General features: G+C 75.5%; 25 protein-coding genes. 11 read left to right on the top strand and 14 right to left on the bottom strand.

Features of this window, described 5'->3' with window-relative positions:
• Window positions 1-50: 50 nt before the first annotated feature.
• Both ABZ497_RS23005 and ABZ497_RS23010 read right to left on the bottom strand, forming a co-directional pair.
• Entirely contained in the window at window positions 51-668 is a 618-nt protein-coding gene (locus ABZ497_RS23005; RefSeq protein ID WP_359807919.1) for a class I SAM-dependent methyltransferase, read from the bottom strand.
• 410 nt (window positions 669-1,078) lie between these two features.
• Complete coding sequence (locus ABZ497_RS23010) at window positions 1,079-1,309, bottom strand: hypothetical protein (protein ID WP_329486024.1); 231 nt, start codon at window positions 1,307-1,309, stop codon at window positions 1,079-1,081.
• A 278-nt stretch (window positions 1,310-1,587) separates the two neighbouring features.
• Between ABZ497_RS23010 and ABZ497_RS23015 the strand changes: the two genes are divergently transcribed.
• Window positions 1,588-2,295 carry a hypothetical protein gene (locus ABZ497_RS23015; protein ID WP_359807921.1) on the top strand — a complete coding sequence of 236 codons (708 nt, stop codon included), beginning with the start codon at window positions 1,588-1,590 and terminating at the stop codon, window positions 2,293-2,295.
• A gap of 68 nt (window positions 2,296-2,363) precedes the next feature.
• Here ABZ497_RS23015 and ABZ497_RS23020 read toward each other — a convergent pair whose 3' ends face one another.
• The 3 genes from ABZ497_RS23020 to ABZ497_RS23030 form a co-directional block, all read right to left on the bottom strand.
• Entirely contained in the window at window positions 2,364-4,505 is a 2,142-nt protein-coding gene (locus ABZ497_RS23020) for an acyltransferase family protein (RefSeq protein WP_359807923.1), read from the bottom strand.
• 270 nt (window positions 4,506-4,775) lie between these two features.
• Entirely contained in the window at window positions 4,776-6,521 is a 1,746-nt protein-coding gene (locus tag ABZ497_RS23025) for a glycosyltransferase family 2 protein (RefSeq protein WP_359807924.1), read from the bottom strand.
• 180 nt (window positions 6,522-6,701) lie between these two features.
• The gene (locus ABZ497_RS23030) at window positions 6,702-7,271 is read right to left on the bottom strand and encodes a GNAT family N-acetyltransferase (protein ID WP_352293031.1); all 570 of its coding nucleotides are present in this window, start codon (window positions 7,269-7,271) and stop codon (window positions 6,702-6,704) included.
• A 286-nt stretch (window positions 7,272-7,557) separates the two neighbouring features.
• Between ABZ497_RS23030 and ABZ497_RS23035 the strand changes: the two genes are divergently transcribed.
• The 5 genes from ABZ497_RS23035 to ABZ497_RS23055 all read left to right on the top strand — a co-directional run bounded on the left by ABZ497_RS23035 (window position 7,558) and on the right by ABZ497_RS23055 (window position 11,369).
• The gene (locus ABZ497_RS23035) at window positions 7,558-8,460 is read left to right on the top strand and encodes a lysozyme (protein ID WP_359807926.1); all 903 of its coding nucleotides are present in this window, start codon (window positions 7,558-7,560) and stop codon (window positions 8,458-8,460) included.
• Between the two features lie 181 nt (window positions 8,461-8,641).
• Window positions 8,642-9,013 carry a PRC-barrel domain-containing protein gene (locus ABZ497_RS23040; protein ID WP_329486032.1) on the top strand — a complete coding sequence of 124 codons (372 nt, stop codon included), beginning with the start codon at window positions 8,642-8,644 and terminating at the stop codon, window positions 9,011-9,013.
• A gap of 118 nt (window positions 9,014-9,131) precedes the next feature.
• On the top strand, window positions 9,132-9,404 hold the full coding sequence (locus ABZ497_RS23045; protein WP_329486033.1) for a hypothetical protein: 273 nt from the start codon (window positions 9,132-9,134) through the stop codon (window positions 9,402-9,404).
• A 186-nt stretch (window positions 9,405-9,590) separates the two neighbouring features.
• Window positions 9,591-10,547, top strand: coding sequence for a hypothetical protein (locus ABZ497_RS23050; protein WP_359807928.1), 957 nt, complete (start codon window positions 9,591-9,593; stop codon window positions 10,545-10,547).
• A 171-nt stretch (window positions 10,548-10,718) separates the two neighbouring features.
• Entirely contained in the window at window positions 10,719-11,369 is a 651-nt protein-coding gene (locus tag ABZ497_RS23055) for a DUF3995 domain-containing protein (RefSeq protein WP_359807930.1), read from the top strand.
• Between the two features lie 72 nt (window positions 11,370-11,441).
• On the opposite strand, the gene ABZ497_RS23060 is transcribed toward ABZ497_RS23055, so the two are convergent.
• The 7 genes from ABZ497_RS23060 to ABZ497_RS23090 form a co-directional block, all read right to left on the bottom strand.
• Window positions 11,442-12,890 (bottom strand): WGR domain-containing protein, encoded by a 1,449-nt coding sequence (locus ABZ497_RS23060; protein WP_359807931.1) that lies wholly within the window; start codon window positions 12,888-12,890, stop codon window positions 11,442-11,444.
• A 181-nt stretch (window positions 12,891-13,071) separates the two neighbouring features.
• The gene (locus tag ABZ497_RS23065) at window positions 13,072-13,383 is read right to left on the bottom strand and encodes a hypothetical protein (RefSeq protein WP_359807933.1); all 312 of its coding nucleotides are present in this window, start codon (window positions 13,381-13,383) and stop codon (window positions 13,072-13,074) included.
• A gap of 87 nt (window positions 13,384-13,470) precedes the next feature.
• Window positions 13,471-13,887, bottom strand: a complete 417-nt coding sequence (locus tag ABZ497_RS23070) for a hypothetical protein (protein ID WP_359807934.1) — start codon at window positions 13,885-13,887, stop codon at window positions 13,471-13,473.
• A gap of 200 nt (window positions 13,888-14,087) precedes the next feature.
• Window positions 14,088-15,347, bottom strand: coding sequence for a VWA-like domain-containing protein (locus ABZ497_RS23075; protein ID WP_359807936.1), 1,260 nt, complete (start codon window positions 15,345-15,347; stop codon window positions 14,088-14,090).
• Between the two features lie 68 nt (window positions 15,348-15,415).
• The gene (locus ABZ497_RS23080) at window positions 15,416-16,702 is read right to left on the bottom strand and encodes a MoxR family ATPase (protein ID WP_359807938.1); all 1,287 of its coding nucleotides are present in this window, start codon (window positions 16,700-16,702) and stop codon (window positions 15,416-15,418) included.
• Window positions 16,703-16,770: 68 nt separating this feature from the next.
• Entirely contained in the window at window positions 16,771-18,171 is a 1,401-nt protein-coding gene (locus ABZ497_RS23085) for a hypothetical protein (protein WP_359807939.1), read from the bottom strand.
• Window positions 18,172-18,359: 188 nt separating this feature from the next.
• The gene (locus ABZ497_RS23090) at window positions 18,360-19,742 is read right to left on the bottom strand and encodes a hypothetical protein (RefSeq protein ID WP_359807941.1); all 1,383 of its coding nucleotides are present in this window, start codon (window positions 19,740-19,742) and stop codon (window positions 18,360-18,362) included.
• A 209-nt stretch (window positions 19,743-19,951) separates the two neighbouring features.
• Between ABZ497_RS23090 and ABZ497_RS23095 the strand changes: the two genes are divergently transcribed.
• Window positions 19,952-20,863 (top strand): methyltransferase domain-containing protein, encoded by a 912-nt coding sequence (locus ABZ497_RS23095; RefSeq protein ID WP_359807942.1) that lies wholly within the window; start codon window positions 19,952-19,954, stop codon window positions 20,861-20,863.
• A 70-nt stretch (window positions 20,864-20,933) separates the two neighbouring features.
• Here the strand turns inward: ABZ497_RS23095 and ABZ497_RS23100 are convergent, their stop codons facing one another.
• Window positions 20,934-21,566, bottom strand: coding sequence for a TetR/AcrR family transcriptional regulator (locus ABZ497_RS23100; protein WP_359807944.1), 633 nt, complete (start codon window positions 21,564-21,566; stop codon window positions 20,934-20,936).
• 222 nt (window positions 21,567-21,788) lie between these two features.
• On the opposite strand from ABZ497_RS23100, the gene ABZ497_RS23105 reads away from it, so the two are divergent.
• From ABZ497_RS23105 to ABZ497_RS23115, 3 genes are read left to right on the top strand one after another with little or no spacing between them, the layout of a single operon-like run.
• Window positions 21,789-22,547 carry an SDR family oxidoreductase gene (locus ABZ497_RS23105; protein WP_329486046.1) on the top strand — a complete coding sequence of 253 codons (759 nt, stop codon included), beginning with the start codon at window positions 21,789-21,791 and terminating at the stop codon, window positions 22,545-22,547.
• A 5-nt stretch (window positions 22,548-22,552) separates the two neighbouring features.
• Window positions 22,553-23,359 (top strand): SDR family oxidoreductase, encoded by an 807-nt coding sequence (locus ABZ497_RS23110; RefSeq protein WP_352293003.1) that lies wholly within the window; start codon window positions 22,553-22,555, stop codon window positions 23,357-23,359.
• Window positions 23,356-24,327 (top strand): NADPH:quinone oxidoreductase family protein, encoded by a 972-nt coding sequence (locus tag ABZ497_RS23115; protein WP_359807945.1) that lies wholly within the window; start codon window positions 23,356-23,358, stop codon window positions 24,325-24,327. The genes ABZ497_RS23110 and ABZ497_RS23115 overlap by 4 nt, the downstream gene beginning before the upstream one ends.
• Before the next feature lie 22 nt (window positions 24,328-24,349).
• On the opposite strand, the gene ABZ497_RS23120 is transcribed toward ABZ497_RS23115, so the two are convergent.
• A complete protein-coding gene (locus ABZ497_RS23120; RefSeq protein WP_359808005.1) occupies window positions 24,350-25,228 on the bottom strand; it encodes an NAD(P)H-binding protein in 879 nt (292 codons plus the stop codon).
• Window positions 25,229-25,323: 95 nt separating this feature from the next.
• On the opposite strand from ABZ497_RS23120, the gene ABZ497_RS23125 reads away from it, so the two are divergent.
• A complete protein-coding gene (locus ABZ497_RS23125; protein ID WP_359807947.1) occupies window positions 25,324-25,737 on the top strand; it encodes a helix-turn-helix domain-containing protein in 414 nt (137 codons plus the stop codon).
• Window positions 25,738-25,769: the final 32 nt, after the last annotated feature.

Raw genomic sequence — 25,769 nt, forward strand, 5'->3', positions numbered from 1 at the left:
CGGGGGGTGAACCGTGCTGCCGCCGTCCGAGCAGCGGACGCCCGGCGCCCTCAGCCCTCCCCGGCGCCTGTCCGTTCGAAGGCGAGCAGGGTCCAGGTCACGCCCGGGCGGGCGTGGAGGTCGGGACGGATGGCGTGGGTCAGCAGGGTCAGGCCGTGCCGGTCGGCGAGCGCGACGGTCTCGTCGGCCGGGACGTCGAACATCCGGCGGCCGGGTGGGACGGGGCCGTGGCGGAGGGAGAGCATCACCCGACCGGCGGGCGTGAGCAGGCGGGCGAGCGCTGCCATCGCCAACACACGCTCCTGGTCGGCCAGATGCATCCAGACGGCGGTCAGCAGGACCAGGTCGAAGCGCTCCTCCGAGGCGGTGACGGCAGCCGCTTCGGGCAGCGCGTCGTCCACCCAGCGGATGTCGCTGTCGGCGTGGATCCGCTGCCCGATCCGGCGCAGCTCCTCGGTGGGCTCGGCGGCGACGACCCGGTGGCCGAGGGCCGCGAGGGCGGCCGCGTCCCGGCCGGTGCCGGCACCGAAGTCCAGGACGGTGCTCGGCGCCCCGGGGAAGAGGTGGAGCAGTTCGCGGTGGACCTGTTCGAAGGTCACCTCCTCGTACTGCACGGCGAGTTCCGCCGCCGCCTCGGCGTAACCTGCGGTGCCGGCCGGTCGGTTCACGTGCCCCCCTGGTGTGTCGGACGGCTCCGGTCAGGCCGGACCGCCCGCCACCGCCGGGACGATCTTCCCCCGATTGCCGCAGCGTTCCAAACCGCGCTTCTTCGCTTCGGCGGCCACCACCGGCGCGAACGCCCGGCAGGCCCGAAACAGGTGCGGCCCGCATGCCCTCACGCCCCAGCGCCGGTCACCCGGAGCACCCCACACCTGGAGCACCCCACACCTGGAGCACCCCCAGCCGGTGCACCCCCCAACCGGAGCACCTCCTCCACCGCGGCGTCCTCCGAATGGACGGCTGATCCGACGACAGCGCGCGCCCCTCCCCCACCGCTCACTCCGCCCTGCTGCCGCCTCCGCACCGCCGACCCCGCCGCCGGCCGCCCGCCGCCCCGGGGCCCGGCGACGCCCGTTCCTCAGGCCTCGCCGGCGTGCCAGGCCGGCCACTGCCAGGGCCGGTCCACCCAGTGCACACGGGACTCGTCGCGTGGATCGAGGTCGGGGAAGAGCTGGTGGATCCGTGGCTCGAACTCCTCCGGGGCCAGCGGCTCCCAGCCGTGGCCCTCGAAGTGGACCAGGCGGTAGCGGCTGTCGGTACGGAACTCGGCGACCTCGACCAGGGGCTTTGACGTGCTGTTCGTTTCCATGCCCCCAGCATGTGGCGGACCTCCGCCGCCCGCACCCGGGGTACGGCCGGCAGCGTACAGCCGGGAACGGAGTGCGGAGCGAAGTGCGGAACGGACGGCGCGACAGAACCCTCTTCCGAGTCATGTCCCGCCGTCGGCGCGCTCGTTGAGTACGGCGAACGGGTCGCCGGACGAGGCGCACGGACTGCACCGGGATCGAGGTCGACCCGGGCGGTGGACCCGGCAGTGGCGCAGCGGCGATTCGGCGGCGGCGAATTCGGCAGCAGGAGGACGACGGCATGAGCGGGCAACCCGGCGATGGACAGTGGCAGTGGCCGACGCAGGCGTGGGAGCCACCACCGGTACCCGCCGCGCCCCCGGTCGCGTCGCCCGCCGCACCCCCGCCCGCCGCACCCGTGCCGCCCCCGGCCAGGCCGCAGCCCCGCCGGGCATGGGCGGCAGCGGCCGCCGGGATCGTCGCCGTGCTGGCGTCCGTCCTGGTGATGTGCGGGCCCGAATCGGGCGAGGAGTCGTCCGGCGTGGTGGCTTTCCCCGGTACGTCCCCGTCGCCCTCACCCTCGCCGTCGATTCCCGCGGTCCCCGACCTGCTGCCGGTACCGGCGCCGCCGACCACCACCGCCCCGGCCCCGGCGGACGCGGCCCCGGGCGGCGCCGCGGGCCCGACAACCGGCCCCGGCACGGCGTCCGAGGCCTCGCCGGGGGCGGAGCGGTCGGGCGTGGACGGCGCGCCGGGCGCGGCACGCTCCGCCGCCGCCCGGGCGAGGCAGAGCCGGACGCCCCGCCCGGCCCCGGCCCGGAGCCCGGAGGCCCCGGGGACCGGCGTGTCGGCGCCCGCGGGGCCGTCGGCCGCCGCGGGGACCCCGGGCGCGACGGGCGGCGGACCGGCCACGACCGGCGGCGGCTCGATCTGCGACCAGGCCGAGCGCTTCGGCCGCTGGCCCGCCGGCTCGGAGCAGGCCAGGCTCTGCCACAACATCTACGGCTGACCGGCCGCCCCGACGATCTGTCCCCGACAGCCCGGCCCGCCACCACCCCCGGGGCCGGGCCGGGTGCCTCACCCCGCCGGTAGCAGCCCCTTGTCCAACCGGGGCGCCAGCACCTTCGCCAGCGTGTCGGTGATGTGCCCCGCGTCCCGGTAGAGCACCACCCCCTCCAGGACCGCCGGGCAGTCCGGACCGGTCCCGGGGCAGAGCAGCGGCCCGAGGTCCAGCACCCGGACGCGGTAGCGCTCGGCGAGCCCGCCGGCGAGCAGCGGGTCCTGCTCGAAGGCCGTCTCCCGGGGGAAGAAGCAGGCGTCCGAGCGGCCGTCCGAGGCTGCCAGGCAGGTCGGGATGTCCTTGCCGGGCATCGGCGTGTCGCCGAGGTAGGCGAGCGGCGCGCCGATGGCCGAGAGGCGGTCCAGCGTGCGGCTCCAGCCCTCGGCCCGCTCCGGCCCGCTGCCGTACCGGTTGAGGCCGGCCATCACGATCAGCCGTGGCGTGGGACCGGTGGCCAGCCGGGTGAAGGTGTTCTCGCGCCAGCGGTCGCACTCGTCGAAGGTCCGGCCGAGGACGTTGTTGCGCACGGTCAGGGTGGCCAGCGGGCAGCCCGGCTTGACCAGCACCTCCAGGGCCCAGTTCCGCTGCTCGGCCAGGGCGAGCGCGCCCGAGATCCACTGGCCCGCGTGCGAGTCGCCGAGCAGCACGATCCGGTCGGGGCTGTCCTCGGCGCCGAACAGGCAGCGCGGGCTGTTCTCGGCGCCGAGCGGGATCTCGCAGCCGTGCCCCGGGGGGAAGTCCTCGCGGGCCCGGGCCAGCGAGGGCGTCAGGCTCAGGACCCGGCTGCCGGGGGCGAGCAGGGCGGGGCCGTCGACCGCGCCGGCCGGGACGGCTATCGGCCCGGTGGTGTCGCCGAGGGCCCGGACGGTCCCGCCGCCCAGGGTCAGCCCGGCGATCAGCGGGATCACCAGCGCGCTGGCGCCGACCGCCAGGCCCCGGCGAGGGGCCGGGCTGCTGCCGTAGCGCAGCGGCTGTTCGACCAGCCGCATGGTCAGCCAGGCCGGGACGGCGCTCGCCGCCGTGAGCGCGACCAGGGTGGTCCAGGGCAGCGCGCCGTAGCGGGCCTGGGCGATGGTCAGCACCGGCCAGTGCCAGAGGTACCAGACGTAGGAGAGCCGGCCGGCTGCTCTCAGCGGACGGGCCGCGAGCAGCCGGCCGACGTCGGTGGCGCCGAGCGCGCGGTGCGCGGGTCCGGCGAGCAGCACGGCGGCGGTGCCGAGGACGGGCAGCAGGGCGGCGCTGCCGGGGAAGGGGGTGTTGCGGTCGTACCGGAGGACGGCGACCACGACCGCCGCCGCACCGGCCCAGCCGAGCAGACGCAGGGCCCGGCCGACCGGCCGTCCGGAGCGGCCGGCCCGGGGCAGCCACCCGGCGAGGGCCGAGCCGAGCATGGCGGCGCAGGCACCGGCGGCGAACTCCCAGAGCCGGCTGGCGGTCGAGAAGTAGCCGAGCGGCGCCGAACCGGCCGTCCAGCGGATGCAGAGGAGCAGCGAGACGCCACCGATCGCGGTGGTCGCGACGGCGATCGCGGCGGTGCGCCGGCGGCCCCTCAGGTAACGGGCGAGGCCGAGCAGCAGCACGCCCCAGAGCAGGTAGAACTGGTTCTCCACGCCGAGCGACCAGAAGTGCTGGAGCGGGCTCGGGTCGCGCTCGGCGCCGAGGTAGTCGGTCTGCTGGCCGACGAACCGCCAGTTGGCGAACTGGCCGGCCGAGGCGATCAGGTCCCGGGCCAGGTCGGTGCCGCGCAGCGGGTCGAGCAGCGCGCCGCCGGCCAGTGCGGTGGCGACCAGGACGACCGCGGCGGCGGGCAGGATCCGGCGGGCGCGGCGGGCGGCGAAGTCCCGGAGGCCGATCGGTCGGGCCAGCAGCAGGCCGGTGATCAGGAATCCGGAGATGACGAAGAAGATGTCGACGCCGACGTAGCCGCCGGTGAAGGCCGGCACGGCGGCGTGGAAGGCGAGGACGGCGAGCACGGCGACGCCGCGCAGTCCTTCGATGTCGGGGCGGAAGGCCGCCCGCTTCCGGGGCTCCTCGGCTGGCCGCGCCTGCGCCGCCACGGCGGTGCCGGCTGCCGTCAGCAGCACGAGGTCGGCCGCAGGGTCGGGGTCGGCGGCCGCACCGCCGGCACTCGGCGCGGCGGCGGTGGCGGTGGCGAACACCGTAACCGCACCCGGCTCACGAACACGATCCGGGACAACAACAGGAACGGGAACAGCAACAGGAACGGGAACGGCGCGCGGCGGTTCGGCGTTCGGTGGTACGGCCGTTGACACGGCGGGGCTCCTTGCAGGGCTGGCAGCGGCGGTTCGGGGGCCGCGCGGCCGAGTGGGGCGGCCTGGCGGGTGAGGTCGTTCCGCGCCGGTGGGGCGACGCGCAAGGGCGGCAAAGGGAGATCAACTAGCAGACGAACTCAGCTCATTGATGGGCCATCAGAAGAGCAGCGGGTCCGCCCAGCCGGAGGCCAGCAGGCCGCAGAGCAGCAGGACGGCGGTGACGGCGACGGCCTCGGCGCGCCCGAAGCGCAGATCGGCGGCCGCCCGCTCGGCGGTGGTTCCCCGGACGGTGCCCCCGTCCGCGCCGGTGGCGCCCCGAACGGGCGCGGCGACGTCGCCGCCCTTGCCGCCGCGCAGCAGCGGCCAGAGCGACCGGACGAGCGGGATCATCGTGTGGGCGGTGAGCCCGAGCAGCCCCACCAGCGCCCAGTACGGCTGCCAGCCGTGCAGCGCGACGGCCCGGCCGAGACCCACGGCCCCGGCGACCACGACCAGGCCGAGCCAGCCGACCCCGATCCGGGCGACCGTGCGGGCCAGCGAGCTACCGCCGGAGACGGCACCGGTAGGCACCCAGTCGGCGCTGCGGCGGCGCAGCGCGTGCGCGATGGCGACCACGTGGCAGAGCCCGCCGAGGAGTTGGACCCGGGTGACCTCGAAGCGCCAGCGGGTGCGGGACATCGCGGGCAGCAGGACGAGGGCGACCCAGATCGGCGGCAGGAACGGCAGGACCTGCCACGGCTCGATCTCGTCGGGCGCGAAGAACAGCATGATCAGAGCCGGCAGCGGGATGGCGAAGACGTTCACCGCGCTGGTCAGGTAGCCGAGGATGCCGTTCCAGAAGCAGAGCCGGGCCGAGCGGCTGAGCGGCCCGCTGCGGAAGCCGGGATCGCCGACCAGGGCGAGCGAGCCGAGGCACCAGCGGTACTGCTGGCTGATGAAGGCGGGCAGGCCGGTGGGCGACATGCCCTTGGCGACCAGCGCGGGGACGTAGCGGGTGGTCCACCCGGCGCGCGCCAGCGAGAGGCCGGTGTAGAGGTCCTCGCTGTGGTCGATCTCGGCGAAGCCGCCGACCCGCTCCAGCGCGGCGCGCCGGTAGAGCGCGTTGGTGCCGCAGCAGACGGTGCCGTCCTGGGCGTCGCGGGAGGGCTGGATCCAGCGGTAGAAGATCTCCTGGGTCGCGCCGGCGGCCCGCTCCAGCCACGACATGTCCGGGTCGGTGTCGAAGCACTGGGGGCTCTGCACGATGCCGACCTCGGGGGTGTCGAGGTAGGGCACCAGGTGGTGCAGGAAGTCGGGGCGCGGGCAGAAGTCGGCGTCGAGGACGGCGATGATGTCGCCGTTGCCCTCGGCCAGGCCGTGGTTGAGGTTGCCGGCCTTCTTGAACCGGCCCCGGTCGGGCCGGGCCCGGTACTGGAAGCCGTAGGACTCGGCGAGTTCGCGCACCTCGGGACGGGCGGCGTCGTCCAGGACGAGGACGGTCAGCGCGCCCGGCCAGCGGACGGCGGCGGTGTGGCGGTAGGCGTTGTCCAGCACGGCCAGCGGCTCGCCGGCGGTGGGCAGCAGCAGGTCGACGCCGGGGTGGCGGGCGGGCTGCCAGGCGCGCAGCAGCAGGTCGTGCGAGTCACGGGTGAACCGGCGCGCCCGCTGGCCGTCGGCCAGGGAGAGCACCCAGGTCACGGCGTTGAGGACGGTCAGTACCAGGAAGGGCCAGAGCAGCGGCCGGCTGAGTGCGAAGAGGCCGAGCGTGACGGTCGCGCCGGTGTAGGAGAGGGTGGCGCAGAGCAGCACCCAGCGGCGCTGCGGGCCGAAGTACCAGTAGAGCTCCTGATCGTCGGGTGGGCTGGGCAGTCGCAGCGAGTCGTCCGCGACGGCGAGGCGCGGACCGGTGTCGGATGCGGGCATGGCGGTGCCATGGAGTACGGGCATGCGGAGATGGCCCCCCTGGGCTCGGACGGAACGTGGCCGTTCGTTCCGCCAGCCTCTCACATTGGCCTAGACCAATAATGAACGAGGTGTGACATCTCCACATCGCCGCAGGTCAGGACTTTGACATTGCGTCACCGCACTGATGGAACGTCACCATTACTGCTCGGTAAGGTCCTTCACCAGCTTCTCGAACCGCAGGTCGGGGCGGCGCGGGACGCCGAAACGCTCGTCGCCGTAGGGGAACGGCGAGTAGACGCCGGTGCGGTGGAAGCCCCGGCGCTCGTACCAGGCGATCAGGTCGGCACGCTGCTCGATCACCGTCATCTCCAGCTCGACGGCGCCCCACTCCCGCGCGACGAACCGCGCGGCCTCCTCCAGCACGGCCCGCCCGACGCCGCCGCCCTGCCGGCCGGGGCTCACCGAGAACATGCCGAAGTAGGCGGTCGGGCCCCGGTGTTCGAGCTGGCAGCAGGCGACCAGCTCGCCGGCCCGCTCGACGAGCAGCACCACGCCGTCGGGGTGGGTGACGGCTGCGGTGACGCCCTCGGCATCGGTGCGCTGGCCGTCCAGCAGATCGGCCTCGGTGGTCCAGCCCGCCCGGCTGGCGTCGCCGCGGTAGGCGGACTCGACGAGGGCGAGCAGCGCGGGCACGTCGGCCACGGTCGCGGTACGGAAGTCGAGGCTGTCCGCCTCGGGCCGGGCGGTGTCCGGGGTGGTCGCGGGCACGGTGGTCCTCTTCTCATCGGTAGGGCGGCGGCCGTTCGGGTGCCGACTCAGGCATCGTGCCACAACGGCACCGCACCCCCTGGCGGCCGAGGCCACCGCCGCGCCCCGGCCCCCGGGCCGGGCCCGACGGTGCCACGGCCACCCGGGGGCCGCCCCCCACGAGGGGGCCGGACCTCTGGCCACCCTGGCGGGTACATGGCTACTCTGCTCTCCGTCCGGGTCAACTCCCGGGCACCAGAGGCCTCATGGGCCCTCACCGGACCATGACCGGATCAGAGGAGTGTTCATGCTCAGCACGTCCCGCTCCGCAGGCCCCACCGGTACCGCCGCACCCTCGAAATCCCGCCGTCTACCCCTCCTGGGCGCACTCGCCGCGGCCGTCGCACTGGTCACCGGCGTGACCGCGCCGGCCTATGCGGCCGAGCCCGCGCCCGCCCCGAGCACCGGCGGGCAGGCGGACCGCCAGCTGCCCGCCCTCCACCCCGAGCTCGACTTCGCCGGCTCCACCGTGGCCGCCCACGAAGGAAGAACGAGCACCGCGGGCGTCGCCGCCCTCGCCGCCACCCAGACCCCCGGGCTGGACGTCTCCAGCTACCAGGGCAACGTCAACTGGGCTTCGGTGAAGGCGAACGGCGCCCGCTTCGGCTACGTCAAGGCCACCGAGGGCACCACCTACACCAATCCGTACTTCACCCAGCAGTACAACGGCTCCTACAACGCCGGCCTGATCCGCGGCGCCTACCACTTCGCCCTGCCGGACCGTTCCTCCGGCTCCGCCCAGGCCACCTGGTTCGTCAACCACGGCGGCGGCTGGTCCCGCGACGGCAGGACCCTGCCGCCCGCCCTCGACATCGAGTACAACCCCTACGGCGCCACCTGCTACGGCCTCGGCCAGAGCGCGATGGTCAGCTGGATCCGCTCCTTCAGCGACACCGTCCACGCCGGCACCGGCCGCTACCCGACGATCTACACCACCACCAACTGGTGGTCCCAGTGCACCGGAAACAACGGCGGCTTCGGCACCACCAACCCGCTCTGGCTCGCCCGCTACGGCTCCACCGTCGGCACCCTCCCGAACGGCTGGGGCTACCAGACCTTCTGGCAGTACGCCGACTCCGGCACGTTCCCCGGCGACCAGAACCTCTTCAACGGCGCCTACGACCGCCTCCAGGCCCTCGCCAACGGCTGACCCACCGCGCCCCACCGCGGGCTCCCGCCACTTCACCGCGGCGGGAGCCCGCTGCCCCTCCCGGGCGGTTTCCTCTGATTTCTCCTCCACCCCGCATGAACCCGGCGAGGCGGGGCAGTCGGGGTGGCGAGCGCCGCCGGGGCATTCCCGGCGCAGCACACCGTGCGGAAGGGAGAGAGTCGTGAGCAACGACGTCAACATCTGGGAGTTCCGCTCCACCTCCGGCTACGTCACCGGGTCCGACCTCGTCGACTTCCGGGTGGAGGCCGTGGACGGCCACATCGGCAAGATCGACAAGCTGTCCGAGCAGGCCGACGCCCGGTACCTGGTGGTCGACACCGGGCCGTGGATCTTCGGCAAGCACGTCCTGCTGCCCGCCGGCACCGTGGTCCAGGTCGATTTCGAGGAGCGCAAGGCGTACGTCGACCGGACGAAGGACGAGATCAAGAACGGGCCGGAGTTCGACCGGGACCGACACGACCACGACGACACCGACTACCAGGAGAAGTACGCCGGGTACTACGGTCCCTTCTACGGCGGACCGGCGATCTGACCCGCCCACCCGGACCCGCGGGTTGACCCGGCCGCGAAGCCCGGCCGGCACGGACGAGCCCGGGCGGCCGCCCCCGACACCAGGGGGCGGCCGCCCGGCTGTACAAGGGGAGGCAGGAATGGCGGAGATCCTCGGGGCGGACGGGCACACCGTGGACCTGACGGGCTACCGGGTCGAGGGGCCCGACGGGAAGATCGGCCGGGTGGACCGGCACTCGGACTACGTCGACGAGCGGCACCTGGTCGTCGACACCGGCTTCTGGGTGTTCGGCCGGGAGGTGATGGTCCCGATGAGCGCGGTCACCGCCGTCGACGAGGACCGCCACACCGTGCTGCTCTCCCTCTCGCACGCCGAGATCGACCGCCTCTACCGCACCGAGACCTCCGGCTGACCAAGGTCGGCGGGCCCGGGGCCCGGGGCGGGCGGCGTCGCTCCCCCGAACAGGGGCGGCCCGAGCGGGGGATCTCCGGGTGGCACGGCGGCGCAGCACGGGGGGCGGACCACCGGGCGTGCTCTGCTGGCGGCAGGACCGCGAGGTCCGTCCCCGCCGCACTCCCGAACCTTCGAGGAGAACCCCATGCCCCGCCGCCTCGCCGGACTGCTCGGCACGGCCACGGCCGCCTCCGCCGCCCTGGCCCTGCTGGCCGCCACCCCGGCCGTCGCCGTGGCGCCGCCGCTCACCGCGCCCCGGATCATCGCCCACTTCGACCTGGCCCAGGGCCTCCAGCCGGAGAACATCGCCCTCGAACCGGACGGCTCCGCCGACCTCACCTTCTCCTTCGCCCGCGCGATCGGCCGCGTCGACCCCGACGGGAACCTCACCCTCCTCGCCACCCTGCCCGCCCCCGCGGACCCGAACACCCCGGTGCTCGGCGCCGCCGTCGTCAGCGGTATCGCCCGCGCCCACGACGGCACCCTCTACTTCGGGTACGCGACCGGCACCGCCGATCTGACCGGGATCTGGCGGCTCTGTCCCGGCGGCGCACCCGAGCGGATCTCCGCCTTCCCGGCGGACAGCCTCCCCAACGGCCTCGCCCTCGACGAGCGCGCGGGCCTCCTCTACTCGGCCGACTCGGCGCTCGGCGTGATCCGCACCGTCTCCGTGGCAGGCGGCGACCCGACGGTCTGGTCCGACGACGCGCGGCTCAGGCCCACCGCGGCCTTCGGCGCCAACGGCCTCAAGCTCCACCACCACGCCGTCTGGGTCGGCAACACCGACACCGGCACCCTTCTGCGCATCCCGCTCGGCCGGAACGGGACCGCGGGCCCGGCCGAGGTCCGCGCGACCGGTCTCCCCGGGCTGGACGACTTCGACTTCGCGGGGCACGGCGACGACGTGATCGCGGCCCTCAACAGCGGCAGTGAGGCCGCCTACATCGCGGCGGACGGGACTCATCACACCGTCCTCACCGGTGCGGACGGCCTCTCCAACCCCACCTCGGTGGCCGTCCGCGGGGACACCGTCTACGTCCCGAGCGCGGCGTACTTCACCCGGACCGACCCGAACCTGCTGCTCGCCACGGTGGAACGGTAGCGGTCGGCCGGGGGCCCGGACAGGCCCGGGCACGCCCCGCACGGACCCCGCACAGCACCGCCGGAAGACGGCTCAGCCGGGAGACGGCTCACCCGGAAGTAGCTCGCGCGGGGGATGCCGATCGTCTCAGGGGAGGACGCCTCCTCGCCCCGGCCGGGCCACGGTGGAGCCATGACGATCAAGCACTGCGGGCCCGGCCCGACCCGGCCGGACCTGCGTCGGACGCCCCTACCGACCCGGGGCGGGAGGCCGGCCCCGGGCCGGCGGCCTGCCCCGGACGGGTGGCCCGGGGCGGTCGCCGCGGCATGGGGGCTGCTGTTCGCGGTACCCAGCTTCGTCTGGGCTGCGGGCAGCACCCTCGGTGCCCGGTCGACGGTGTCGCCGTCCCTGCTGAAGCTGGCCGACGACCGGGTCACCTGGTTCGTGGCCGTCCTGTGGGTGACCGGATTCCTGAAGCTCTTCGGGGCGCTGCTGGGCGTCGGCCTGACCCGCCGGCGCGGCGGGCGGACCAGCCGCCCCCTGGTGCTCTGCGGCGGCGGAGCGGCGGTGCTGCTCCTCTGGCACGGCGCTCTGTTCGTGGCCCACGGCGTGCTGGTGGAGGCCGGGGCGCTCGCCCCCGCACCCGACCTGGTCGGGCTGACCCGCTGGTACCTCTACCTGTGGGGGCCGTGGTTCGTCGGCGGAGGCCTGGCCTTCGCCGCCGCCACCACCCGGTACGTCCGCCGCCACGAGGACCGGCGCGGGCTGCGGCGCTACGGCGCCGCGGGGGCGCTGGGCGCGTTGCTCCTGTCGTTGGCGTCGACCGTCACCGGGATCGGATGACGACCGTCGCGCGGCCACCGGCCACGCGACGGTCCACGACGGCTCGGCGGGGGCGAGCCCCCGCCGAGCCGGTCACAGCAGGCGCTTGATGTCGCCGCGCGCCCGGTAGAACCCGCCGTTGCCCGACTCCAGCACCTCCGCCACCACGTAGCGGGCCCCCGGCACCCGGATGTCCTTGGGGAACTGCACCCGGCGGTTCCGGTCGAACCCGGCCGACACCACCCGCACCCGCACCCGGGTGCCCTCCTGGACGCACTCCACCTCGATGCCCCCGGCCGCACCGGCCGAGCCGGCCACCACCACCTCCAGCTCGGCGCCCGCCACCGCCGCCTGCCACCCGCTGCCGTCCACCTCGGCGGCCTGCGGCACCTGGCCGCCCTCGGCCGCCTGGACCGCCTGCTCGCTCGCGTCCAGGCAGGCCAGCGAGCCGTCGGTGGTCACGATGTAGAGCCGGCCGTCGCGGTACTGCATGCTGTAGGCCGAACCGCAGCCCGTGCCGAGCTTCCACAGGCGGGTGCCGTCCGCGGCGAAGCAGTAGACCGAGGAGTGGTTGTCCCCGGCGAAGACGTACCGGCCGTCGGGCGAGGACGCGCAGGAGAACACCGCGGCGTCGCAGCGGTAGCGGGCGGCCTCGGAGCCGTCCGTCTTGCGCAGCCGGTGCACCCAGCCGCGCGAGGTGCCGGCGAACACCTCGTCGCGCTCCTGCCAGCCGAACAGCACCTCGCCCTCGGTCGGCGTGTGCCAGACCGGGTCGCCGCTGCGGGCCGCGTAGCGGGCGACGCCGCGCGAGTGACCGTGGAAGACGCCGTCGTCGTCGCAGCGCACCATCCAGCCGTCGGTGCCGGTGGCCTTGCGGCGCCACTGGAACTCGTCCTCGTGGTCGACGGTGGTGATGCCGCCGCGCGCGTCGGCCACGCCGAGCACCCCGTCGTGGATGTCCAGCCAGTAGATGTCCACGTCCTCGGCGATCTCGTACGCCACCCGCGGCACCTTGCCGCCCAGGTCGTACACCTTGCCGTCGTCGCACCCGGCGTAGATCCACCAGTCGTCGGCCACGATGCACTTGACCCCGTCCGGCAGCCCGTACCGGCCGGTGACCCGCCCGTCGTGGGTGAGGGTGTAGACGTCGCCGCGCTCGTTGCCGACCCAGGCGTGCTCCTCCCCGACGAAGATCCCGAACGCCGCGGCGCCCGAGCTGAAGCGCCACAGGACCGGCGCCTGACGGGCCGTCGACCCGCTGCTGACGATCGCCCGGCGGGTGACCGCCCGTCGCTGCCGCACCCCGCGCACCGCTGGGGCGTAGCCCTTGCGGACCTTCTCCCCCACCTTCTTCGCCGCGGCGGCGGCCGCCTTCTCCACCGTCGGGTAGGAGGTGGTCTTCTCCTGGCCGCTCTCACCGATCCGCCCGTACCTGACCGTCACGACCACGCCGGCGACCCGGACCTCGTAGAACTTGTGCGCGCTGCCCGCGTCCTCGGACAGCTCCAGATAGGTGACCTGCTCGTCGGCGGCGACTGGCATGGCAAGGGCCCCTTTCGGGCGACGTCGGAAGCGTCGTCGCACGGGCCGTACCCGCCGACACCGCACAAGCTAGCCATTGCCACCGACAACGCGACGGGCACCCCCGCCCACGGCCCCGCGGCCGGGCTCCACGGGCGGCGGCCGTACCGACGGACGGCCGCCGCCCGGGTCGTCCGGCGGCTCAGCCCAGCCGGGCGACCAGCCGGCGCAGGGCCGAGGAGAGGGCGGACGGCCGGGTCGACGAGCGGGCCGACGGCCGGCGCCGCGCCCGGTCGGTGTCGCACGCGGTCGGACCGCCGCCGAACTCCGCCGCAACGGGAGGCAGTTGCTCGGCGGACGAGGCGGACGAGGCGGACGAGGCGGACGGGGCGGACGGAGCGGTCGCTGTCGGCGTGGCGGGCAGAGCGGGCGTGGCGGGCAGGGCAGGCGTGGTGGTGCGGCAGGCCTCGGCGCGCACCAGCGCGCCCATGGCGGTGTAGACGTCGAAGGGCATGGTGGATCTCCTGCGGTGTGAACCCGACGGTGGACACGGCGGGACCGCGCGGGGGCCCAGGACCCCCGAGCACGGCCCCGGGGCCGGTCAGCAGCGCAGGACGGTCCCTCGCCCGGCCCCGTCGGGGCGGGCGGGATCGGTGCCGGGGCGGCCCGCGGCGCGACCGGGCGGGGCGCCGGCCACGAGGCCGGCCACCGTCCGTGGCGCCGGGGGCAGCAGGCCCGGCAGCGGAGCCCGGGGGTGGTGGCCCGCCCGGTGGGTGGAGGCGGTGCCCGAGGTGCTCCCGTGGTCGCGCCGGCGTTCGCCGGGCTCGGGGCAGGTGTCCGGGTCGAGCGGCACGGCGGGCGCGGCGGGCGTCTCCTGGACCGTCACACAGCGGTCCAGGGCGAGGCGGTGGAGGGAGTCGACGGTCCCGGCCCCGGTCAGCAGGGCGAGGACGGCGGCCAGCAGGACCGCGAGCACGCAGCGGGTCGCGACGTCACCGTGCCGAACCGTACGCCCCATCCGCGCCCTTCCGAACGACCCCCGTCGTCCAGCTAACCGCCGCCTCCGCCCGACACCCGCCCGCCCCACCCGATGGAGTGAAGGACTTCACTCACCCGGCGGATCCGGAAGGCGGGCAGGGCGCGACCCGGCGGCGGACGGATCGGTCGGCGGCGGACGGACCGGCCCGGGAGCGCCCGGAGGCGCCGGACCGCGCGTGCCTACCCGATCTGCACCACGGCGGCCCACTCCGGCGGGGCCTCCGGTTCGTAGTCCGGGTCCTCCTCGTCCAGGTGCGAGTCGGTCCGCGCCCGGGGGAACAGCCCGACCACCGTCCGGCACGGCGGCCGCGACTCCGGCCAGGGCGTCTGCCCGTCCGTCAGCACCACGACGACGTCCGGCCGGGACGGGCCCCGCAGCGCTCGGGCGAAACCCGTCCGCAGGTCGGTGCCGCCACCGCCCACCAGCGGGATCCCCTCGGCCCGGCAGAGCGGGTGCGCGACCCGGGCCGCCGCGTCGCACGGGAGCACGGTGACGAGGTCTCGGCGGCCGCCCACGGCCCGGGCGATCGCGGCCACTTCGAGCAGCGCGCTGCCCAGTTCGGCGTCGCTGACCGAGCCGGAGGTGTCGATCACCACGGCGACCCGGGGCGGTCTGCGCCGCAGGCTCGGCAGCACGACGCCGGGCAGCCCGGCCGAGCGCCGCGACGGCCGGCCGTAGGTGTAGTCCTCGCCCGCGCCCGAGCCGGCCGCCGCCGTGCGGACCGCCGCACCCAGCAACTCCCGCCACCGCTGCGGCGGATGGAAGGCCTCCTCGGCCCACCGCTGCCACGCCTGCGGCGCGCTGCCCGGCCGGGCGGTGATGCCCTGCGCCACCCGGAACCGCACCGCGTCCCGCTCCTGGGCGCTCAGCCCGTGCGCGCCGTCCGGCCCGAACTCCCACTCCCGCCCCAGTCCGTCGGCGCCGCTACCGCAGTCCAGCCAGATCAGGCTCTCGGTCAGCGGCCCGAGGCTGAACCGGCGCAGGTAGTCCTCCATCAGACCCCCGTCGGGGAGCCCGAGGGAGGTCGGGCGGACGGCGCCCTCGGGCTCGACCAGCCCGTCGCCGAAGGCATCGTCGTTGATCTCGCAGTCGGCCGCGATGTTCATCCGCAGCCGCTCCCCCGGGCCGGTCAGCCCGCGCTCCTCGGCGACCCGGTCGCTGCGCCCGTGGTGGTCCCGCAGCAGGTGCGAGACCTCGTGCACCCAGACCGCGGCCAGTTCCTCCACCGGCGTGCGGTCCACGAAGACCGGTGAGACGTAGCACCGCCAGTGCCGGTCCACCGCCATCGTCGGCACGCGCCGCGACTCCACGGTGTGCAGCGCGAACAGGGCCGTCGCCAGGTAGGGCCGGACCTTCGCCGCGTGCAGCCGGGCGGCGAACAGCTTGTCGAGGTCCAGCCCCCGAGGCCCGGCCGGCACCGCCACCCGGCCCGCACTCATCGAACTCCCCGGACTCATCCGGCTGATCGGGCTCCCCTGACTCCCTTGACTTCCCTGGCTCCCCTGGCTCATCGGCCCGCCTTGGCGGCGACCCGGGCCACCGACCGGTCGGCCCGGTTCGACAGCGAGACCACCCCGGCCAGCCGCTCGATCGCGGCCGGGACGTCCCAGTCCGGCCGGCGCAGCGAGGCGAGCGTGGTCGCCGGGACGACCACCAGGTCCGGGGCGCCGGTCTCGGTCGCCCGGACGAGCAGCGTCCACGCCGCGTCCCAGCGGTCCTTCTCCGGCCGCTTGCGGACGGCGGCCACCACCCCGTCGAGCACGGCCTGGCGGAGGTCCCCGCGCTCGGGCAGTTCGGCGCCGGCCGGATCGGCCAGCAGTTCCTCCGGGTCCGGGAGGTCCATCCGGTCCAGGCTCGCCAGCAGCTCCAGCCCGGGTCCGTCCCCCACCGTGCCCCGGACCAGCAGGGAGAGGACGTCCCGGGAGGAGCCGGCCGCGGTGGCGAAGGCGACCAGGCAGAGCGCCGTCTCCCAGCTCCGGGGCGACGGCCAGGCGCCGCCCCGGCGGGTCTCGTTGGCGGGCAGCCGGTGGACGAGCGCGGGGCGGGCGGCGAGCAGGCCGCAGACGGCGCGCCGGGCGAAGGCGACCGACTCCGCCAGCCGCCGCGGGTCGAGCCGCGGCAGGGTGGCCCGGGGCCACGTCCCGCCGAGGCCGCGGACCACCACGTCGTGGTCGTGCACCCACTGGAGGTGGACGAAGCGGTTGGCCAGCGGCGGGCTCAGCTCCCAGCCGTCGGCCGCCGAGGCGCGCGGGTTGGCGGCGGCCACGATGCGGACCTCGGGCGGCAGTTGCAGCGAGCCGATCCGCCGCTCCAGGACGAGCCGGAGCAGGGCCGCCTGGACGGCCGGCGGCGCGGTGGACAGCTCGTCGAGGAAGAGCAGCCCCCGGCCGGCCCGGACCAGGCGCACGGCCCAGTCCGGCGGGGCCATCGGGACGCCCTGCTGCGCCGGATCGGAGCCGAGGACGGGCAGGCCGGAGAAGTCGGACGGCTCGTGCACGCTGGCGATCACGGTGGTCAGCGGCAGGTCCAGGGTCTCGGCCAGCTGGGTCAGGGCGGCGGTCTTGCCGATGCCCGGCTCGCCCCACAGCAGGACGGGGCGGTCGGCGGCCACCGCCAGGGTGAGCGCCTCCAGTTGGTCGTCGGGGCGCGGTTCGGTACCGGTCTCGCGCAGCAGGGTGAGCAGTGCGTCGGCGACGTCGAGCTGGGAGGCCCGGTCCGGGTCGGCGAGGGTGGCGGCCGCCGAGAACGGGACGGCCGGGGAGTCCGACAGGGACGTGGACGTGGACATGGGCATGTTCGATCACCTCGGGGTCTGGGGGGAGTACGTGAATGTGGGGGAAGGGCGGCGGGCGAGGCCCGGGATCAGCGGGCGGTCGCCCCGAGGGTGCGGGAGCGGCGGTCGCGCGGGCGGCGGCGGTCCGGGCTCGGGCTGTGCTCGACCAGGCCGGCCCGGAACAGCCCGTAGCTGATCCGTCGCCGCGCGGCCGACTCCAGCTCGTCCCGCAGCGCGCCGCCGCGCAGCAGGGCGTCGGGGCCGAGCAGCCCCTCGACGACCGCCAGCGCACCGGCGGTGTCGCCGTGGTCGAGCCGCTCGCGGACACCGTGGAGGCCGGCGGGGCGCCGGTGCGCCTCGTCGATGGCCTGCAGGCAGGGCAGCGGTGTGCCGGTCAGCGCGACCAGCAGCTCCTCACGGCGGATCTCCGCCGGGTCGTGGTCCAGCGCCGTCAGCACACCGTCGACGAGGCCGATCCGGTGCCGGGCCCCACGGCAGTCCACCGGGCGCGGCTGCCCGGGCCGGTCCTGGAGCGGGGCCGGTCCGGCCGGCGCGTGGCCGGGCGCGAGCGCCGCGGCGACCAGCGGGTGCAGCCGGTCGGCCCCGATCGCACCGGTGCGGAGCAGATCGAGGTCGGGGAGCACCCAGGTCGCCGCGTCGGGCAGCACCGGCAGGACCGGGCCGGCGCCGCCGACGGGCGCGGCGACGATCCGCCGGGCGGGCGGCCCCGGGCCGTCCCGGTCCGCGACCGGCTCCAGGAGCAGCCGCCGCCGCGCTCCCAGGCGGACGTCCACCGGCCCGGCGGCGCGCCCTTCGGCGGCGAGCAGGATGTCGGCCTCGGCGGCCCAGCGGTCGACGGCGCAGCGGAGCCCCGGTGCGTCCGGCAGGGACGGCGGCTCGCCCAGCGGACCGGGCTCCCGGTCCGGCCGGGAGCGGCCGTCGGCGCCGGACCGGTGGCGCAGTTCGCCGCTGCGGTGGGCGTCCCACAGGTGGCGGTGCAGGTCGAGGCGGAACCGCCGGTCGGGGCGGGGGTGGGGGTAGCGGGAGGCACCGGCCGCGCGGTGGGAGCCGTCCCAGAGGGCGAGGCTGATCCGCTGGCCGGCGTCCGCCCAGGCGGGCGGCGTCCGGGCGACGAGCCGCACCGGGGGCCCACCGTCGGGCCGGTGGGCGTCGTAGCGGGCCAGGGCGACCGTCAGGCCCGGGCGCAGCAGACCGTCCGGGGCGATCCTCGGCAGATGCCAGCGGAGCAGGTCGGGGGCCAGTCGGCGCAGGTCGGCGCGGAGTTCGGCGGCGAGGGCCCGGCCGTGGGTGCGCGTGACGGTGCGCAGGTCAAGGTCGACGTCGATGTTCGCGGCGGCGCAGGCTCCGGCCCAGTCGCCGGCCTGCCGGCGGGCCGTCGCGGTCTCGATCATGGACGGCGGCACGGCGAACTCGCGCACGCGCAGCCAGAGGGAAGGGCGGGAAGGCCTGTTCGCGGTCGAGGTGAGCATCAGCACTCACCTTGCGCGGACGGGGCCCCCAATCCGAATGCGGAAGGAGTAGTCATCGCGGGGAGCGTAGCGCTGGTGCCGTCGGGCTGTCAGCCGGTTTTCCGCAGGCGCGCCCCGACGGACCGGGCGCGACCCGACAGACCGGGCGTGCCCCGGACCAACCGGTCCGGGGCACGCCGTCGGCTCGGCTACGGCACCTTGGCGTCGGGCAGCCGGACGCCCTTCACCAGGCAGTCGCGGAACTCGTACCAGGGCGCGGGGCCCGTCCAGCGCAGGAAGCCGGCGGCCCCGGTGCCCTCCGACTTGTTGGCGAACCGGCTGCCGTCGTACAGCAGCTTGCCGGCGGTGGTCGCGGTGCCGGAGGTCACCTGGTGCGACCCGAGCAGGGCGCAGTCCTGGTAGCGGATCACCGGCCCGCGCGAGGGGTTGACGGCGTCGAAGCGGTACACGTGGGGCACGACCGTGTCGTCCACCCAGGACTCGAACGAGCGGGCCGTGTCGTCGCAGGACACGAAGGTGATGCTGCCCTTGTACCAGGAGGAGTCGATCACCTTGTGGCCCGGGCCGCGGATCTCGAAGCGGATGCCCTGGGCGTACAGGCGCATCACCGAGTCGGCGCGCGGCGAGTTGGCGCCCAGCTTGAAGAAGGTGCCGGTCGACTTGGCGTCGACCAGGATGTACGACCCGCCGATGAAGTTCATCGAGCCGCCGCGCTCGTTGCGCACGAAGACGCCGGACTGGAACTCCACCTTGCAGTCACGGAAGGAGAAGTTGAGGAACTGGTCCTGCTGCTGCTCGGCCGGTGTCCCGCCCATCACCAGGAAGGCGTCCGCGTAGCTGCCGCTGATCTGGCAGTGGTCCCAGCCCATCTCGCTGTTGAGGTTGGAGTTGGCGGTGGGGCCGTCGAGGACGATGCCGGCCTTCCAGGTGCCGCGCCAGTCGACGTCGGTGTACCAGGTGTCCTGCACGCCGAAGGTCTTGGAGGAGTACGAGTAGTTGAACGTCGCGGTGGCGTCCTGGCTCTCGAAGGTCAGGCCGCTGATCCGGATGTTCCGGTAGCGGTCCATGTTCCGCCAGAACACGGTGTCGCGGACCGTCGGCGCGTACACGATGCGGGAAAGGCGCTTGCCGAACCCCGTGATCGAGATGCCGTCGATGACGCTCTGCTTGGCGCGGTCGGTGTTCTGGGTGGCCGGCAGCAGGCTGTCGGGCTGGGTGAGCAGGTAGGTGCCCGGCGGGATCAGCAGGACCTTCCTCGGGGTGACGCCGGTCTCCGGCGCACCGGCGAGGACCTCGGCCACGGCCTCCCGGAAGGCAGTGTCGCTGGGCGTGGCCCCGGTCGGGTCGGCGCCCTTGGCGACCACGTCGACCACGTACCCGCCCGCACCGGCCGCCACCGCGGCGGGCGCGGCGAGGGCGCTCTGGCTGCCGAGCGCCAGGCTCCCGGCCACGGCGCCCGCGCCGGTCAGCCCGGCGAGCAGGGCGCGCCGGCCCGGACGGCGCCCCGGGCCGCCCTCGCCCTCGGGCCCGGAGGCCCCGGACCGCGTGCCGTGCGTGGAATGTGTGGACATCGCCAACCCCCGTCGATCAGAACTGTCGGGGCCACGACCCTTGAGTGGATCATGACCGAACACCGTGATCATCTGGCATGTCCCGGCCCCGGCACAAGACTCCGGAACGCCCGGATCGGCCCGCCCGGCCCGCCCTGGCCGTCCGGGCCCCGGACGCGGGCCACCCGGGCGGGCGCACCGGACGGCGGGCCCGGTGGCGCGTCGGTAGCTTGGGCGGGACAGCCGCGGCACGGAGCAGCTGGGCCGCGCAGCAGCGCAAGACCGGGCAGGTTCAGATGGTCAGTGGCGAACTCGATCTCACCGGGCTCCGGCGGGTGTACGGGCGCCCGGGGAGCAGGCTCTTCTACACGCTCGTCTGTCGCAACGCCCGGCACTGGGGGTGGACCGAACCGGGCCAGTCGAAGTGGCGGTGCTGGCAGGCGCAGCGCCGGCTGGAGGGCGTCCTCGGCCGGAAGCTGTCGCTGCCCGCCGGGTCACGGGTACTGGACGCCGGCTGCGGCGCCGGGGTGGTGGCGCGGCAGATGGCCTCCCGGTTCGGCCTGCGGGTCACCGGCGTCGACGTGCTGGACTTCCACGTCCGCGAGGCCCGCCGGCTCAGCGCCCGCGCGGCGCTGGAGGAGCGGACGAGCTTCTCCTGGGGCGACTACCACGACCTGGAGTTCCCGGACGGCTCCTTCGACGGCGTCTACTCGATGGAGACCCTGGTGCACGCCTACGACCCCGAGCGGGCGCTGGCGGAGTTCCACCGGGTGCTGCGGCCGGGCGGGCGCCTGGTGCTGCTCGGCCCGGTGGGCGCGCCGCCGGAGGAGATCAGCCCCGAGGGGCACGCGGTGCTGGACCCGTTCATGGACGCGATGGTCTTCCCCGGGGCCAAGCGGTACGACTCCCGCAGCCTGAGCGTGCTGCTCGCCCGGGCGGGCTTCCGGGTCGAGGAGGCCCTGGACGCCACCGCCCGCTACCGGCCGACCTCCGACGCGCTCTACGCCTACTTCCGGCTGCCGTACGCCCTGCTGCGGCTGTTCGGGCCGGCCGAGAAGTGGCTCAACCTGCGGTCGGTGGTGGAGATGTACCAGGTGCGGGAGTACGTCTCGTGGTTCGTGCACACCGCCGTGAAGCCTTAGCCCCGCGCACCCGACCCGCGCCCCGACCGCGCGCCGCCCGCGCGCCGCGTACCCGACCCGCGCCCCGCCCTCAGCCGACCCGGGCGCCGAGCATCCGCAGCACCAGCTCGCCGTAGCGGCGCCCGAGTTCCTCCGGGCTCTCACTGCTGCGGTCGGTGTACCAGCGGGACACGTCGATGCCCAGCGAGGTGACGGCGCGGGCCGCCGTGCGGACCTCGGCGACCTCGAAGGCGCCGGCCGCGACGCCCGCCGCGATGAGGGAGCTGACCTCGCGCTCGATGTCCAGCCGCAGCGCGGCGACCACCGTGTAGGCGTCCTCCGGCAGTGCGTGCAGCTCGTAGTTGACCACCCGGCCGACCGTCCGCGCCCGGGCGTGCCAGGCCGTGAACTCCTCCACCAGGCGCCGCATCCGGGCCACCGGCTCGCCCTCGCCGGCCACCGCGTCGCGGACCAGGGTGAGGGTGGCCGCGTGGCCGGCCCGGCTGATCTCGGCCAGCAGGGCGGCCTTGGACGGGTAGTGGATGTAGAGCGCGGCCGGGCTCATCCCGGCGGCGGTGGCGATGTCCCGGGTGGTGGTGGCGTGGAAGCCGCGCTCCGCGAAGGACTCGACGGCGGCCTGGAGCAGCCGGAACGCCGCCTCGGGGCGGGTGTCGGCGGCGCCGGGCAGGGCCGGCCAGAGCTCGGCGATGGGCGTGCTGGTCATGGCGCCATCCTCGCAGATGAGTCGTACCGGAATTCCGGCTGCGCCGGCCGGGAGGCCCGGCCGACTGTTGACAGGGTCCCGCACCGACAGCATGCTAAGCAAGCGCTTAGTCACGAGCCCGGTCGGGTGGTCCGTCCGGCCGGCCCGGCAACCCTTGGCGGCCGGGCCGGCCGGACGGCGCGGGACCCGACAACTCCGCAGAACCGTGCGAAAGGACCCTCCGTGGTGCACTCCTTCAAGGGCCAGGTGGCCGTCGTCACCGGATCCAGCCGGGGCATCGGCCTCGGGATCGCGCGCGAGCTGGTCGCCCGCGGGGCCCGGGTCTGCCTGACCGCCCGCACCGCCGAGCCGCTCGCCGAGGCCGTCCGCGACCTGGGCGGCCCCGAGGTCGCCATCGGCGTCGCGGGGAAGGCGGACGACCCGGCCCACCAGGACGAAGCGGTGGCCCGCACGATGGAGGCCTTCGGCCGGCTGGACCACCTGGTCAACAACACCGGCATCAACCCGGTCTTCGGCCCGGTCCTGGACACCGACGAGGCGGCCGCCGCCAAGATCCTGGCCGTCAACGTGCTCGCCCCGCTCGGCTGGACCCGCCGCGCGCACGCCGCCTGGATGGGCGAGCACGGCGGCTCGGTGGTCAACGTCGCCTCGATCACCGGTATCCGCGCCTCCTTGGGCATCGGCATGTACGGCGTCTCCAAGGCCGCCCTGATGCGGCTGACCACCGAGCTGGCCGCCGAACTCGGTCCCCGGGGCATCCGGGTGAACGCGGTGGCACCGGCCGTGGTCAAGACGAAGTTCGCCGCGGCGCTCTACGAGGGCCGCGAGGAGCAGGTCGCCGCCGCGTACCCGCTGGGCCGCCTCGGCGTCCCGGAGGACGTCGCGGGCGCGGTCGCCTTCCTGCTCTCCTCCGACGCCGCCTGGATCACCGGCCAGACCCTGGTCGTCGACGGCGGCGTCACCCTCGGCGGCGGGATGTGACCACCGTGACGGACGAACACGGGAGCCCGGCCGCCGAGTACGCGGGCCAGGGCGTGGTGGTCACCGGCGCCGGGCGGGGGATCGGGGCCGCGCTGGCCCGCGCCTTCGCCGCGGCCGGTGCCCGGGTGGTCGTCAACGACCTCGACGCCGCGGCCGCCCGGAAGGTGGCCGCGGACTGCGGCGCCGCCGCGGTGCCCGGCGACGCGGCCTCCGCCGAGGGTGTCGCCGCGCTGGTCGACGCCGCCCGGGCGGCGCTCGGCGACATCGACGTCTGGTGCGCCAACGCCGGCGTCGCCCCGGTCGGCGGGGCCGGCGCGCCGGCCGCCGCCTGGGCGAGCGCCTGGGAGGTCAACGTGCTCGCCCACGTACGCGCCGCCGACCTGCTGCTCCCCCGCTGGCTGGAGCGCGGCAGCGGACGGTTCGTGGCCACCGTCTCGGCCGCCGGGCTGCTCACCATGCTCGGCTCGGCCCCGTACGCCGTCACCAAGCACGGCGCGCTCGCGTTCGCCGAGTGGCTCGCCGCCACCTACCGCCACCGGGGCGTGCGGGTGCACGCCCTCTGCCCGCAAGGGGTGCGCACCGACATGCTGGCCTCGACCGGCGCGGTCGGCGAGGCCCTGCTGGCACCGACCGCGCTGGACCCGGAGGACGTCGCCGGGGCCCTGCTGACCGCGCTGCGCGAGGACCGCTTCCTCGTCCTGCCGCACCCCGAGGTCGCCGAGTACTACGCCGCCCGCGCCACCGAGCCGGACCGCTGGCTCGGCGGCATGAACCGGCTCCAGCGGGAGCTCGAAAGGAACGAGGCGCTGTGAGGGCCTGGCAGGTCACCGAGCTGGGCGAGCCGCGCGAGGTGCTGCGGCTGGCCGAGGACGTACCGCGCCCGGCTCCCGGGCCCGGGCAGCTGCTGGTCCGGGTGAAGGCCGCCGCGGTCAACTTCCCGGACGCGCTGATGGTGCGCGGCCAGTACCAGGTCCGCCCGCCGCTGCCGTTCACCCCCGGCGTCGAGCTCTGCGGCGAGGTGGTCGCGGGCGAGCGCGCCGGGGAGCGGCTGATCGGCACCCCGCTGCTGCCCGCCGGCGCCTTCGCCGAGTACGCCCTGCTGGACGCCGCGGCGGCCTTCCCGGCCCCGGCGGCGCTGGACGACGCGGAGGCCGCCGCCCTGCACATCGGCTACCAGACCGCCTGGTTCGCGCTGCACCGGCGGGCCGCCCTGCGGGCCGGCGAGACGCTGCTGGTGCACGCGGCGGCGGGCGGGGTCGGCAGCGCCGCCGTCCAGCTCGGCCGGGCGGCCGGCGCGCGGGTGATCGCCGTGGTCGGCGGCCCCGCGAAGGCGGCCGTCGCCCGCGAGCTCGGCGCCGACCTGGTGGTGGACCGGACCGCCGAGGACTTCACCGCGGCGGTCAAGGAGGCCACCGGCGGACAGGGTGCGGACGTGGTCTTCGACCCGGTCGGCGGCGCGGCCTACACCGGCTCCACCCGGTGCGTCGCCTTCGAGGGCCGGATCGTGGTGGTCGGCTTCGCCGCCGGCGAGATCCCGGCGCCCGCGCTGAACCACGCGCTGGTGAAGAACTACAGCATCCTCGGCCTGCACTGGGGCCTCTACAACACCCGTGACCCGCAGGCCGTGCTGGCCGCCCACGAGGAGCTGACCCGGCTGGCCCGGGCCGGTGTGGTGCGACCGCTGGTGAGCGGGCGCCTCCCGCTCTCCGGGGCGGCCGAGGCCGTCCAGCGGGTCGCCGACGGCCGCAGCACCGGCCGGCTGGTGGTGCTCGGGGAGTAGCACCGGCGGGGCCGCGCCCCGGTCACCCGGCCGAGTCCGCGGCCGCTCCCGCGCCCTGCGCGATCACGTCCAGGGCCGGGCGCGGCGGGCGGCCGAGCAGGGCGGCGAGGTCCCCCGGCTTGCCCGGCCCGGCCAGGAAGCCGTGGGCGACCGCCGAGTACGTCCCGGCCACCATCGGCACCTGGAAGTCCGCGGCGCCCGAGGCCGCCACGGCCGCCCGCGCCCCGGCCAGCGTGCCGGGCCGGTACTCGACCGTCCGTCCGCCGGCCCGGGACAGCGCCGCCGCGACGTCCGCGCCGCCCACCGCCTCCTCGCCGACCAGCTCGTAGACCCGCCCGGCGTGCCCGGCCGGGGCCAGCGCGACGGTGGCCGCGACCTCGGCCAGGTCCGCGCGGGCGACCGCCGCCAGTCGGCCGTCGCCGAGCGGCGCGGTGATCACACCGTCCCGGTCCGGCGTGGCCAGCGAGCCCAGCAGTTCGGCGTAGAGCCCGTTGCGCAGGATCGTCCAGCGCAGCGAGGCGGACTCGCGCAGTCGCCGCTCGGTCCAGCGGTGCGCCAGCGCGTAGGCCAGGTGGTCTCCGTCGCCGGAGAGGCTGGTGTAGACCACATGCTCGACGCCGGCCCGCTCGGCGGCCTCGATCGCGGCCCGGTGACGGGCGATCACCACGTCGTCCTCGCCGTAGCCGGCCGAGATCAGCAGCAGCGTCCGCACCCCGGCGAAGGCGGCCGCCAGGGTCTGCGGCCGGTCGAAGTCCACCGTCCGGACGGGTACGCCGGCCGCCGGGGTCCGCTCCGGGGTGCGGCTGCCGGCCAGCACCCCGTCGAGCCCGCCCGGCAGCGCGGCCAGCCGCTCCAGCACCAGAGCGCCGAGTCCTCCGTTGACACCGGTGACGAGAAGCACCACGACCTCCAAGATCGGTTCCGGGCCCGCGGCTCTCCGCGCCGCCCGGTGACCATCCTCGGTACCCTGACCGTTCGGCGTAAGGAGGCACTTCGATGTCAGTGGGGCACACCGCGGTAACCACCCCCCGGCCGGTGGTCTGGTGCGAGGACGGCGTGGACTGCGGGATCCGCGGGCTGCTGGACCGGCTCGGCGACAAGTGGTCCGTCCTGGTGGTGGTCGAACTCGCCCAGGGCGTCCGGCGGTTCCGCGAACTCCAGCGCGCCGTGCCGGGCATCTCGCAGCGGATGCTGACCCTGACGGTACGCCGGCTGGAGCGGGACGGGCTGGTGTCGCGGACCGTCCACCCGACCGTCCCGCCGCAGGTGGACTACGAGCTGACCGCGGTCGGCCACAGCCTGACCCATCTGATCCGGGCCATGGTGGACTGGTCCTACGACCACCACGACGCGATCCTCGGCTCCCGGCGCGACTGGGACGCCGCCAACCCGGACTCCGAGATCCGCTGACCGCGCCCGGGGCCGGTGCCGCCCCGGCCCGC

The sequence above is a fragment of the Kitasatospora sp. NPDC005751 genome (genome assembly GCF_040630835.1).
Classification (GTDB): domain Bacteria; phylum Actinomycetota; class Actinomycetes; order Streptomycetales; family Streptomycetaceae; genus Kitasatospora.